Origin of the sequence: Parasedimentitalea huanghaiensis (assembly GCF_009753675.1) — a bacterium.
In the GTDB taxonomy this organism is placed as follows: Bacteria; Pseudomonadota; Alphaproteobacteria; order Rhodobacterales; family Rhodobacteraceae; genus Parasedimentitalea; species Parasedimentitalea huanghaiensis.
Map to the genome: position 1 here is coordinate 1 of NZ_WQLV01000008.1, position 12,399 is coordinate 12,399.

The window sequence follows — 12,399 nt, forward strand, 5'->3', positions numbered from 1 at the left end:
GGAAAAGCCCAGTCGCCTTCGAACGGATGGTGGCTTAAACGAGCACTTGGGGCGGCACGAAAGCGCGACAGGTCCAAATCGATTGTAGTAGGCCGCTCTGTAAGGAACTCGCTCGGCGAATAACTATATTTTTGAAATCTCACCGCGGTCTCGACATCTTCCGGGACTTCATACCCAGCTTCGATTTCGTTGGCCACATTTAGCGTTTCTTCGAACAACGTTACTTCGTTCCCCCCCCATTTTTACGGATGCCACCTTTCCGATCCGTTTCCTAAAGAAAAATGAGAGCAGGAGCATTACAATTGGCCAAGCTAAGAATGAGGTCATATTGGCGATAAAGTCTAACTGAACTTCCGAATATCCTTCAGTCACTTCCAACGTTGGTGAGATGGCCTCGTACAGCACAAAAAGAACCACCTCTAAATAGCCCACCATAAACTTCAGTATCCAGAAAAATGCCTGCAAGTAATCCATGTTGTATTTCAGACTTGGTAAAGAACAATCGCAACGATTCTTTCACCGATACGAATTTTTCCAACGACCGTTAACAACGCGCGTTGCACCAAATGCGGGGCGCGAAACCGCTTCACTACTGTCATAAGCTGGTCCATTGACGCGCATCCAGTTGGTGAACCTATAACAGCTAGCCCAGCGCCCGGTTCTGATGTAAAAGATCAAAAGTGAGTTGCTGCAACTATCTGTGTCCCAGTTTGCAAGAATAAGTGTCCCGTTACAGTCTTGTTGTTGGACACTTATAATTGCAGTAATCGGAAGAACCCGGAGGATGCCGGAAGAACCCGGACAGAGACATAGAAACAAGGGTTATTGTGGCAGCAGACTGTATCCTGGACAGGTTTGCCGAATGTCTTTCAAAACCGCTTGAAACGGGCCTTTAAAGCCCTTTGGCCAGATTTGGGACACCTATTCTTGCAAATAGTCCTGACATCCTTGAGAGGCATATAAATAGGGCTGGTCGGCCAATTCACCTATGCCGATTCATCACCAAGTGTGCAGTTTCCGAGAGCCGGAACTGGGAAATCTCTCTCCTGGGTAGTTTTTGGCTTCCCAGATAGAAATTTTCTTTTAAAAATCAACCCAATGACAGTAACCTATGCAATTCATAGGAAGCTAGAAGTGGGAAACGTTTCAGAGCTAAAGACCGCAACGCGTACGAAACGGCCATTCAAGACTCAATTTTTCATGGCCCCTTTCAGGGCTGGAGATTGTATTGCAGTTTAAACTGACGGCACACCAGCAGACACACATTGTGCTCTTCAAATGAACGATTGCGAGGCTTGTGCCAAGCATGCCAGATTAGAATAATTGGTAAATGAGAGATTTAGACTAATGGGTTTTATTCGCAAATGGTGTCAACTGAAGGCTTTGGACTTAACTGAAGCTGAGAATAGACTGATTGACGCATGCTACGCCGGTATTGATTGCAAATTTTCTAATGGTGACCTTCCTTCACGTTGCAGCAACCCTCCGGGTGATCAAAAAATTCGTGCCAGCATATTACGTTACCTACTTTTAGGAGGATGTGAAGAAAAGCCACTTCCTATTTGCACGATTAATTTGAGTGGTGCCTATATCACAGGAACTCTACACTTGGATCAGCAAAAACTCAAAAACCCTCTCGTACTCTCGAAATGCTACATGAGCGGCGAGCTGTCTGCCATTGGTGCATTTATTCCCGCGCTCGAGGCCTCGAAGTGTGTTTTATCCAAAATGACGCTAGAACGAGCTGTAGTGAGGAACGACGTCTGTCTCGATGGCACCGTTTTTTCGGAAAGAGTTTGCTTGTCCGGGGCCCGAATAAAGGGTCAGCTAGATTGCGAAAATGCAGAGTTTAACTCAAGAAAAAACTTCCAAGGGCCGGGGCCGAATGCACCACCATATGCATTTGATGGGCAAGATATGCACGTTGGCCATGGTTTTTTCTGGAAGCACGTCTCCGTGCCAAAAGGAGCCGTGGACATAAGCTTAGCTCATGTCGGAGTCTTAGTAGATGACTATGACAGTTGGCCGGGCGAAGGCCGTCTGCGGCTGAATGGGTTTCGCTACGAAGGCTTAGCTAATTCACCCAAAGACCCAAGAGGTCGAAAGAAGTGGCTTAAAGAAGGCAGCTATTGGAACGGTGAATTCTTCCCGCAACCTTACACACAACTGGCTAAAGCGTTGCGAGAGCTCGGACACGATGCAGACGCTCGAATATTACTCGAAGAACGAGAACGCCTTCTGAAGATCGAGGCGCGGAAAGCGATGCAAGTTGACACAGATCCACCTTCGAGGAACTATGTCGCCGCATTATTGAATGATTGTTTGTGCGGTGTTCACTACCTATTTGCTGACAAATTGCTTCAAGGATTGATTGGCTACGGCCATCAGCCATTTCGCAGTCTCATTGCACTATTGGTTTTAGTTGCTGCTGCAGTGCTTCCAGCCCACTATGCTTATGAGGCCGGAGATTTTGCACCAAACTCAGCAGTCATCCAGACATCACTTGATTGGAAGGAGGAGCTTTCTTCTTCGAACCCTGCCAAAACCTGGTCCGATGTAAGCCAGGCCGGTCAAGATTGGGAGACGTTCAGCCCGATTGCATATGGAATCGATGTGGTCGTCCCCATTATAAATTTCGGTCAGACAGAAGCATGGGCTCCTTCAACGACTAGAGGGCGTTGGGGAAGAATACTATGGTGGCTAAAATGGCTTCTTTCCACAGCAGGATGGATCGTTACAGCACTTGGCGCAGCTGCTATTACAGGCCTGATCAGAAGAGACTGACGGCCTACTTCGCTAACCTTTCAAACGCCAAAATCCGGAGAAAACGACGATTGCACATACAATCGCGCCGACCAAGCGCGAAATCCTGGACCTACTTAAACGGACACAGCCTTACTTAGAAACTACAGTTCGTGAACTACAGTGCCCGTCCGTCAATTACTCTTTCTGCAAAAATGAGTAAGACCATTTTGAGCCATGCTTGCAGATCCACGTTTAGTTTGGCGGTTTCAATCAGGTTGAATGCGATGGCCATGACTTTTCCGCCGTTTTCGGGGCCAGCGAAAGGCCACTATCTTGAGGTCGTATGCATATTGATAACTCGACATCAAGTCCTTCGCAGGCAATTGCATTCACTTTCCGGTCACAGGGCATTCTAAATACACGATAGTGGCGGCCATCTTCGTTTGCTGCGTACTGTCTCCCTAGAGGAACCGGCGAGTACCCAGCGATCTCCAGCAGTCGGCCAAAAGAAGATGGAGACAAAGAGATTAAATCATTAGCTCCACGCTTGCCGGCTTCCTTGCAAAGGCCATGAACAACCATCCGCAATGCCTTCATACGAGACAATTGTGCTAAGTTGGTATCATCTGTTACTAAGCGAGTACATTCCCAGGTATTGGCAGTGTCCGGGCAATCATCTAGTAAGTCGTCGGGGATACTCTTCAACTTCTGCAAAGCAGCGTCTTTGAGCATATAGGACCAGCCTCCCCATGATGCATTGCATGGCAGAGCTCTTGCCCCCGCAACAACCTGCCCCTTGTTTGTAACTATCGAGTACACCGCTTTTGGGTGATCATACTGATCCATCTCAACAACTCCGTCGTGCGAAAGTTCCCAGCCTAGGTTCTCCACCAAAACGCGATATCTCAATTCTAAAAAGCCGTTGAAAATTGGCCCGTGATGATACTGATCGAGAAATGAAAATGTATGTAATTGCATAGCGCTCTCCAATTTGTAGCGCCATTTTGTTGAGCATCAGTTCATTGTGTATAGAGAAGTTCTAAATCAAGCCGTTTTTTATCACTTTTGACATTAGCTGAGCAATAGTTACTGTCTCGGTCGCTTGAAAAGCGCTCCGTCTTCTTGCCCGAACGGTCTCAACTTTAATGCCTAGGATATCTGCAATAGCCTTATCCTTGACGCCGTCAGCCATCAGGTAGAGGACATCTTTCACTCTGTCGGGCAGTAAAACCGTATTTTGGGAGTTTGGATTTGCAGCCAACACAGCCAAGGCATGAAGTGTTGCGCTTGCAATCTTTAGTTCTTGGTCTTGCCAGGCGGGGCCCGAGCCACTGAGTATAGAAACCTGACCTTCGACACGAATTGACAGCGTGTTACCCTTCACTAATCCATATTTCCTAGCCTCGGTGAAAAAGGTTTTTGAATCAGGAAACTGCGCCTCTAATTCTGCCCAGGTGAAGTGTCCGGTTTTGGAAAGCCCAAACTGAATTGTAGGGTCAATCTGGATGAAACGCTGGCTAATATAGCGTTCGACCCACGCCTCTGAGTAGGTGGATTTGACAAAATGCGGTTCAACCCCCTGGAAGCCAACGCCGACAGAATACCCACCGTCGGTTATGGTTTCCAAAGACCTCAATAGTACGCCTTGAATATCACTTTTCATATTGGACACACACGCTTGATATGTAACTGTGCAAAATATATCGCGCGAAAGTTATTATCACAAGTAATAAAAACAACTGTTAGGCAGGATCATGAAGAAGGACCAAATTTCGGTCAAAGTACTCGCATCCATCATGGATCAGGTTATTGAAGCCAATAAAAAAGAGCCCCATTCAGGGACCAAAATGTTTGAAGATGCTCTAAAGAAAAAGGAGCTACTTAGCTCTGGCGCTCTGAATGAGCCGATTGACTAAGTCTGCGTCTTCCCCTGAAAGGTCGGCGGCTTTTTCCAGCACGGATTGCTCTTCTTCGCTCGGATCATCTGAGAACAAGTAGGCCATATTTATGCCTCCTGCCTCACAAATTTTCATTAAACGAGCTACCGTTGGGTTAAACCGACCGGCGAGCATCTTCGACACGTACTCAGCGTTGCTGCCAGCGGATACCGATACTTCATCGTAATCTAGGTTGCGGTCGTCCAACGCCTGCCGAAGGCGCTGTCTCCAGACCTCGACCTCCCCATTTTTAGTGGGTTGCTTTTTTTCAACTGCACCAATCATGGGCTCAACATACATGGAAATATAATTCCTGCAAACGGAAATATAAGTCCGCTAGGGGTGGGGTCGCACAACCTTGATAGAATTATAGTTCTGCTATTTCGACTTTTAAGGTTGAAACTATAGAAGTTTAATTCTAACGTTTGGATGTATCGAACCAGAATGCAGCGGACCCAGACATGACCCAGATGAGTGGACAACAATTCGCGACCTTCCTGAAAGAAGAGGTCGCCGCCCAAAACAAGGGCCTTGGAAAGCTGTCTTACGAAGAGCTCGGTCGATCATGCGGCGTCACGGGCAGACGGCTAAGGCAACTTGCTGTTAGCGACGACGGCAACCCTTCGGTCTTAATCATCCGCTTGGCCCTGTTCACTCTCGGATACCATGTGGACGCTCCCGAACACGATGTACTCCCCCATCTGAGAAACAACGGCAGCTACATTGAAGAGCTTCATGGGCCAAACCGGCCTAGAGCGGTCTTCCCAAAAGCAAAGAAGACGCCCCGCCGTAAAACGGTTGGGGCAGCATAATGGGCCGGATTAATCAACCTCACTCCCCTTCCAACCGGGCGCCTGCTCGGACCCGGTTGGATAACTCCTCCTTCGGCACGGGGGTTGTGCTGCAGGGGGCTTATTATTCCCCTTCGACCCCGAATACGGGCCCCAGCATTTGCACTGCCATGCAACCGAGCTGGGGCCGAGACCGGCGCGCTAAAATTATGAGTGCCCTCAATGTGGTCGGCGAAACCTTTGTCGCCGCCACATTTACCATAATTCCCATTATTGGCCCTTATCTTGGAGAGCTTTTTAGATGACTTTAGACGAACAAATTCAGGCCTTTTCGGCCACGCCTCTAACGCCGACGGAACGCCTTGAAGCATTCATTGATGCCCTCAACGAGCATCGTTATCGCGTAGGGATCAGCCAGCTCGTTGGCCAGAGATGGAATGAGACCAAAGCGGGCGACGAGCGGGCTGTCGTAACTGGCCAGATGGTTGACGCGGCTGTTGAAGCAGAGTGCCTGGCCCAAGACAAAGTCACCGCCTGGGCAATGGCCCTGCACGGTGATGGAACGCTTGAGCATTGCATGGGCTTTCTTGATGTCAGCCCCCCCGAAGCCCCCTCCCCTGCCGTTTGAAACCTATCATTTAGGAGCATTCCCCCATGCGCCCCCCACGCCTAATTGAAGTTACAGAAATTCCACTGGACAAAATCGACACATCGAACCGATTGCGCCCCGTATCTGAATTGGCCGTAAAGAGCCTGACCCAATCAATTGAAACTCAGGGCTTGATGTCTGAAATCCAAGTCCGCAAAATCAAGAAGTCGGGCAAGTTGCGGCTGATAGCAGGCGGGCACCGAGTGGCGGCGTTTCGCGCCCTGGGCCGCGATGTGATCCCGGCCAAAATCTGGGATTGCACCGACGACTGGGCAGATCTTGCCGAAATAGACGATAACCTTGCCCACGCCGAACTTGATTTTCTGGAAAAGGCCGTCTTTCTGGCGCGCCGCAAAGAAGTCTACGAAAACGCCTATCCGGAAACTAAACAGACCTCAGGTAAAGAGCTAGCAGGTAAGCGATGGAATGCGCCGGACACAATGTCCGTCGCATCCTTTGTCACCTCTACAGCCGAAAAAATGGGCGTAGACGAGCGCACTGTTCGCCGCCTTGTTGCTGCGGGGAAGTCTCTTGGCCCTCGAGAGATCCAAGAATTGAGAGACGCCCCCAAGGGGGTTTCTCTGTCTGACCTGCAGGAGATCGCCAAATGCGGATCGCCCACAGATCGCTATGACATTTGCCGAGCTTTGGGCGACGGTTCAGCCAAATCCGCCAAGGAAGTTCTGAGCCGGAAAAAGTCCCCCGGTGTGGCGGTCAAAGATCCCGTTGAAAAAGCCCACGGCAAGATCTGTGATGCCTATGCGCGAGCGCCAAAAGAAGCCCGCCGGCGGTTTGTCGATGACCACCGCGACGAGCTGCTGGAATTGTTGGGCCTAGAGGTTCCAACTGAGCAAACGGAAACCCCCGAAACAGACGCCGAAATCCTCCCCTTCAATTCAAAGCGGACGGGGTGATCAAATGAGCGCTGTTGAACCCAAACAGATCTGGTGGACAGCCGACGAACTGGCTGCGTCTGGTCTGCCAAAACTGCCCGGCAGCAAGCGGGGCATCAATTCGATTGCTGAGCGAAACGGCTGGCGTCTGGAAGAGGGCTGTTTCAAGCGCAAAGCTGGTCGCGGTGGCGGCTATCAGTATCACTGGTCAGTGCTGCCACTGGCGGCGCGGCGCAAGTTGTTAAAAGAAGCTGCCGAGACACCAGATGAGCGCCCGGACCGAGGCACCGCCTGGGCCGTTTTTGAGCAGTTGCCCGAACGGGTCAAAACCAAGGCCAAAGACCGGCTGGCTGCCTTGGATATTGTCGATGGCTTGTATTGTACGGGCGTCTCTCATGTCCACGCCATAGCAGAGGCCGCGCGCCAATGCGGATCATCCCAACGCAGCATCTACAACTGGCTGGACATGATCGAAGGCGTCCCCCCTGAGGACCGCCTTGCCTATCTTGCACCACGCAATCGCATTGCGGCCCGAAAGGCCACAAAAGCCACCTGTAACGCAGCATTTATGGACTATTTGAAGAGCCTGTATCTGCGCCTCGAACAGCCAACATTTGCCCAGTGCCATCGGTTAGCCTGTAAGAAGGCAGAACAAGAAGGCTGGGACGTGTTGGTGTCCAAGACGGCGCAACGCCGCTTGAACAAAGAAGTGCCTCGGGTCACACAGGTTTTTGCGCGCGAAGGCGTCAACGGTTTGATGCGCTGCTATCCGGCGCAAATTCGGGACCGCTCGTCACTCACAGCCCTAGAAGCAGTCAACGCAGATTGTCACAAGATCGACACCTTTGTTGAATGGCCAGATGGCACCATAAACCGACCACAGATTGTTGCATTTCAGGACTTATACTCCGGCAAGATCCTGTCCTGGCGGGTGGACCATGACCCAAACAAAGTCATGGTGATGGCCGCTTTTGGGGAAATGGTTGAGAACTGGGGTATTCCCAAGCGCTGCCTGTTTGATAACGGACGCGAATTTGCCAACAAATGGATGACAGCGGGCGCGCCTACCCGGTTCCGCTTTAAGATCTGCGAAGACGATCCCAAAGGCGTCTTGCCACTGCTGGGTATCAAGATGCACTGGGCCACCCCTGCGCATGGCCAGGCGAAGCCGATTGAACGCGCTTTCCGGGATCTCGCCAGCGATGTGGCCAAGGACCCGCGCTTTGCTGGTGCCTACGTCGGCAACCGTCCAGACGCCAAGCCGGAAAACTATGGCAGCCGCGCCATCAAAGCGAGTGAGTTTCTGGAAGCTCTGGCCGATGGCATTATCGAACATAACGCCCGAACCGGTCGGAGATCGCCAACCGCCAAAGGTCGCTCATTCGATGAGACCTTTGAAGAGAGCTACGCCGTTGCCCCAATTCAGAAAGCAACGGAAGAACAGCGCCGTCTTTGGATGATGGGACAGGCCACGGCCAAACTGCACAAAAGCAGCGGCCAACTCACCTTGCACGACAATGTCTACCACTGCGCCTGGATGAGCCAGGAAGCCGGTCGAAAAATCATTGTCAGGTTTGACCCTGAAGACCTGCACAGCGGCGTCCACATTTACGGACCTGAAGGCGGCTATCTTGGCTTTGCGGAATGCCAGCAGAAAATTGGTTTCTTCGATCTGGAAGGCGCGCGTTCCACCGCCCGCAGACGTCGCCAAATTGTCAAAGCCGAGAAGGTTTTGCGTAACCTGCACAAGCCGATTTCAACCGACCAGATTGCGGCTGACATGAACAAGAACCGTGCCGAGGCCCCGAGCGCTCTGGAAGCCAAAGTGGTCAAGGGAATGTTCCCGAAAAAGACCCCGGTCAAAACGTTTCAGAACCACACCAACCGAGAAGCCACAGAGGCGCGGGACGCTTTGATATTGGAACTGTCCGCCAAGCAATCTTCGCCCGTTTCAAAGACGTTTGAAGTCGCCAAGACCCCCGATGGTCGGTTCGAACAGGTTCAGGAAATCCAAGACCGCAAGAAAGCTGGAAAGCCAGTTGGAGAGCGCGAAGCTGCCTGGATGGAAGGCTTCCTGAACCACCCCGAATATGAGGGCCTGTTGGCCGTCAAGCAGAGCTACAGCCGCAACAACGGGCAGTAGCTTCAAAAGAAACGCCGCCGCCTGGATGGACCCCAGAGCGACGGCAGAAGTGAACTAGGAGTGAGCATGTCATATCTTTCTGAAATCGGCAATGCCGTCAGGCCGCTGACCAACGTGGCCAAGATGGCCAGCCTGCTCAAAGAACTTGAGAGCCGCACATGGGGCGCGCCAGGCTTTGGGGTGTTTCATGGTCCGCCGGGATACGGAAAGACTTTTGGAGCCATTTTCTGCGCCGACAAACTGGACGCAATTCATCTGGCGGTACAAAGCGAATGGAGCAAGAAATTCTTCCTTCAGCAGCTCTTGCGCGAACTTGGCCGGCCAACCAAAGGGACGGTGCCAGAGCTGGTCCAGACAGCCAACGAAGCGCTGGCGATAGACGGGCGAGCCCTGATCATTGATGAGGCCGATTACCTGATCTCAAAAGGTATTCTAAACATCGTCCGTGACCTTCACGACGGATCTCAAATCCCCATCCTACTTATCGGCATGGAGAACTTCCCCCAGCTCCTGAACAAGCACGACCAATTCAAAAGCCGGGTGCTGTCTTGGTCCGAGGCCCTGCCTGCCGACATGACCGACGCCCGCCACCTGGCGGATATGGTTTCCCCTTCAGGCATGACCATTGAAGACGATCTGCTGGAAATCATTCGGGAGCGTCACACCGGCAACGCACGGTGGATTGTCAAAGAGGTTTCCCATGTCTGCAAAGAGGCCAAAAAACTGGGGTTGGACGACATTTCCAAAGCTGTTTGGGGCGGCCTGGAATTCATGCGTGACACGGCCCCAGTTCCACGGGGCGGCCTCAAATGATCAAAGTGCATGTCAGACACGCCGTTGAGCAAGAATTGCTGGACTTCATGCGCTCACAGCACCGGTTTACCGCGTTGGACGTGGCCACCCACTGCTCGGCGAAAGACACGGTGCGCGACCGGTTCCTGCAAATGATGCTCGACACCGGGGCAGCGGTTCCTTGCGGTAGTGACGGGCGGCAACATTTCCTGACTACTTGGGGCGAAGCAGAAGCCGCAAAGATCAAAGCCGCTACAAGGTCCGGTTCTTTGACCGACGAGACGTCCCATGCGCGTCTTCTTGACCTGATAGAGAGCGCACGGGACAGTGGCTTCAACGTCGATATTCCGGCCAAGACACCGCGCACTGCAGAAGAAGCGAAGATCTGGCGCTATATCGCCAAACGCCCTCACTTTACCAACGCGGATGTTGAGTCGGTTTTTCCGCAGGACCCAATCATGCGGACGGACTTTTTGCGCAGGCTGAAGGCTGCAAAGGTCATTCGGTTTTGGGGCCGCGAAGACGGCAAGGTCTACTTCACAACTCAGTCGGCCAAAGAAGGCCGGGACACTGCTCGGGATTTACGCTCCACAACTGAGGGAGCGATTTGGACTGCTATTCGGATTAAACGCAGGTTCCGGCCTTCCGACGTTCTGAACGCCCTACGCCAATCCCGCGAAGACGTCACCTTGGGCGACGTAACGCGATACTGCCGAACCTTGGCAAAGGCTGGCTTTATTAAGCCGCCTAAGCCGAATGCCCGGATCACCGCTGACACGCCGCTTCTCCTGATTATCAATGCCGGTCCCCTGCCCCCGCAAAAGCGCAGCGTGACCGTGATCGTAGATCCGAACGAAGACAAAATTGTATATTCACCCGTGGGGCAAAACTAATGAGCAACCGCCTAATACTAGCCCAAGACGGCTGGGGAGAGACCATCCCAGATTGGATCGAAGCCTTGATCCGAGAATGCGACCAGACGAGCCAAAACATCGTAGCAAAGCAGCTCGATCTAAGCGCTGCGGTTGTCAGTCAGAGCATCCGAAACAGGTATGCAGGCAACCTTTCAAACATCGAAAGTGTCGTGCGCGATACCTTCATAAACGCCCCGGTGAACTGTGACGCGCTTGGCGGAGAAATCGAAAGCCCGATCTGCCTGACATGGCGACGCCGGTCCGAAAAGCTCACCTCTTCAAGCCCGATGCGCGTTAGGATGTTTCACGCATGTCGCAAATGTCCCCTCAACAGCAGCCAAACCGAAGGGGACGACAACGATGCTTAAACGCAATCAAAATCAGCAAGAGCTGCGCGACGTCCTAGGCGCGAACCTCAGACGGCTAACCAAGGGTTTAAACGTCACTCAGGTTGCCCGCGATCTGGACATCCACCGCACCCAGTTCAATCGCTACCTTCATGGTGAAAGCTTCCCTGGTCCCGCATTGCTGGCGCGGATTTGTCGTCACTTCAAAGTGGACGCCAATATCCTGATCCGTCCGATTGATGAGACGCCGGAGACACCCGAACGCATAGCCCTGCGCCATGCCATCAAGGAGGGGCGTTTTGATTGTGCCGGTGATCTGACTTTGACGCTGACCACCCTGCGCGCGTTTCGCTCAACAGAAACCGCCCGCTTCATTCTGGCCCAATGCGCTGGGGCCGTGAACGGTTGCGAGTTTGATCTCCTGGTCGAAGAGGCCGGGTTCTCGGACCTCCCACAAAACCCAGTCCTGATCCTTGAGGCCACACTTTAGCCAACCCAACACGAGGCAATACAATGACCCCGCAGACACCAAGCAAATTCGAGCCTGCACTGATCCCCGACGGGCGCGTCAACGCCAACGGCCACACCTACATGACGGACACGAAAGGCGGGTTGGTGCCGATTAGCCTGGTCAAGGCTCAAGACCAGCTCCAGGACGAAACCGTGCGCAAGATTGCAGGCTACGCGCTGGCCCTTAGCGACCAGACCGCCCGCTTCAAGGAGCACGTCTTTAACGATATCGGAGATTTTGAGGCCATCCTGGAACAGGAATACGGGTCCACCATTGGTGGCGCACGTGGCAACAAAACCCTGATGAGCTTTGACGGGTTGTTCAAAGTTCAGGTCTCGGTGGCTGATCAGTTCGACTTTGGCCCCGAGTTGCAGATCGCCAAGGGCCTGCTGGATGAATGCTTGAACGAGTGGTCCGCCGAAGCCCCGGTCGAGCTGCAAGCCATCGTCACCAACGCCTTCAACACCGACAAAGAAGGCCAGATCAATCGGGCTGAGATTTACAAACTCCTGCAATTGGAGATCCAAGACGAACGCTGGCAGCGCGCCATGCAGGCCATTCGAGACGCCATGCGTGTGGTGGGAAAATCAACCTATGTGCGCTGCTACCAACGCCCAGCACCGGACGCCAAGTGGCAGCACATCACCATTGATCTCGCCAAAGCCTGAAGGAGGACA

The 12,399-nt window shown here is 52.5% G+C and carries 14 protein-coding genes; 10 read left to right on the forward strand and 4 right to left on the reverse strand.

Annotated features, from left to right (window positions below; translation table 11 throughout):
• The coding region (locus tag GO984_RS23500; RefSeq protein ID WP_209279417.1) for a hypothetical protein at positions 1–218 on the reverse strand (218 nt) is incomplete at its 3' end.
• A gap of 1,129 nt (positions 219–1,347) precedes the next feature.
• Between GO984_RS23500 and GO984_RS13455 the strand changes: the two genes are divergently transcribed.
• Positions 1,348–2,784, forward strand: a complete 1,437-nt coding sequence (locus tag GO984_RS13455; RefSeq protein WP_157023047.1) for a hypothetical protein — start codon at positions 1,348–1,350, stop codon at positions 2,782–2,784.
• A 231-nt stretch (positions 2,785–3,015) separates the two neighbouring features.
• Here GO984_RS13455 and GO984_RS13460 read toward each other — a convergent pair whose 3' ends face one another.
• The 3 genes from GO984_RS13460 to GO984_RS13470 all read right to left on the reverse strand — a co-directional run bounded on the left by GO984_RS13460 (position 3,016) and on the right by GO984_RS13470 (position 4,982).
• Entirely contained in the window at positions 3,016–3,723 is a 708-nt protein-coding gene (locus tag GO984_RS13460) for an acyl-homoserine-lactone synthase (protein ID WP_157023048.1), read from the reverse strand.
• A gap of 61 nt (positions 3,724–3,784) precedes the next feature.
• A complete protein-coding gene (locus GO984_RS13465; protein ID WP_157023049.1) occupies positions 3,785–4,408 on the reverse strand; it encodes a helix-turn-helix transcriptional regulator in 624 nt (207 codons plus the stop codon).
• A 214-nt stretch (positions 4,409–4,622) separates the two neighbouring features.
• On the reverse strand, positions 4,623–4,982 hold the full coding sequence (locus tag GO984_RS13470) for a helix-turn-helix domain-containing protein (protein ID WP_245231109.1): 360 nt from the start codon (positions 4,980–4,982) through the stop codon (positions 4,623–4,625).
• A gap of 161 nt (positions 4,983–5,143) precedes the next feature.
• Here GO984_RS13470 and GO984_RS13475 point away from each other — a divergent pair, with 161 nt between their 5' ends.
• From GO984_RS13475 to GO984_RS13515, 9 genes are all read left to right on the forward strand, one after another.
• Positions 5,144–5,494 carry a hypothetical protein gene (locus tag GO984_RS13475; RefSeq protein ID WP_157023050.1) on the forward strand — a complete coding sequence of 117 codons (351 nt, stop codon included), beginning with the start codon at positions 5,144–5,146 and terminating at the stop codon, positions 5,492–5,494.
• Between the two features lie 280 nt (positions 5,495–5,774).
• A complete protein-coding gene (locus GO984_RS13480; protein ID WP_157023051.1) occupies positions 5,775–6,101 on the forward strand; it encodes a hypothetical protein in 327 nt (108 codons plus the stop codon).
• Positions 6,102–6,127: 26 nt separating this feature from the next.
• Entirely contained in the window at positions 6,128–7,036 is a 909-nt protein-coding gene (locus GO984_RS13485; protein ID WP_157023052.1) for a ParB/RepB/Spo0J family partition protein, read from the forward strand.
• 4 nt (positions 7,037–7,040) lie between these two features.
• Entirely contained in the window at positions 7,041–9,158 is a 2,118-nt protein-coding gene (locus GO984_RS13490; protein WP_157023053.1) for a transposase domain-containing protein, read from the forward strand.
• Positions 9,159–9,224: 66 nt separating this feature from the next.
• A complete protein-coding gene (locus tag GO984_RS13495) occupies positions 9,225–9,971 on the forward strand; it encodes an AAA family ATPase (protein WP_157023054.1) in 747 nt (248 codons plus the stop codon).
• The gene (locus GO984_RS13500; protein ID WP_157023055.1) at positions 9,968–10,843 is read left to right on the forward strand and encodes a hypothetical protein; all 876 of its coding nucleotides are present in this window, start codon (positions 9,968–9,970) and stop codon (positions 10,841–10,843) included. The genes GO984_RS13495 and GO984_RS13500 overlap by 4 nt, the downstream gene beginning before the upstream one ends.
• The gene (locus tag GO984_RS13505) at positions 10,843–11,232 is read left to right on the forward strand and encodes a hypothetical protein (protein ID WP_157023056.1); all 390 of its coding nucleotides are present in this window, start codon (positions 10,843–10,845) and stop codon (positions 11,230–11,232) included. Before GO984_RS13500 ends, GO984_RS13505 begins: the two co-directional genes overlap by 1 nt.
• Positions 11,225–11,701 (forward strand): helix-turn-helix domain-containing protein, encoded by a 477-nt coding sequence (locus GO984_RS13510; protein WP_157023057.1) that lies wholly within the window; start codon positions 11,225–11,227, stop codon positions 11,699–11,701. The genes GO984_RS13505 and GO984_RS13510 overlap by 8 nt, the downstream gene beginning before the upstream one ends.
• A gap of 23 nt (positions 11,702–11,724) precedes the next feature.
• The gene (locus GO984_RS13515; protein WP_157023058.1) at positions 11,725–12,390 is read left to right on the forward strand and encodes a DUF3164 family protein; all 666 of its coding nucleotides are present in this window, start codon (positions 11,725–11,727) and stop codon (positions 12,388–12,390) included.
• Positions 12,391–12,399 lie beyond the last annotated feature (9 nt).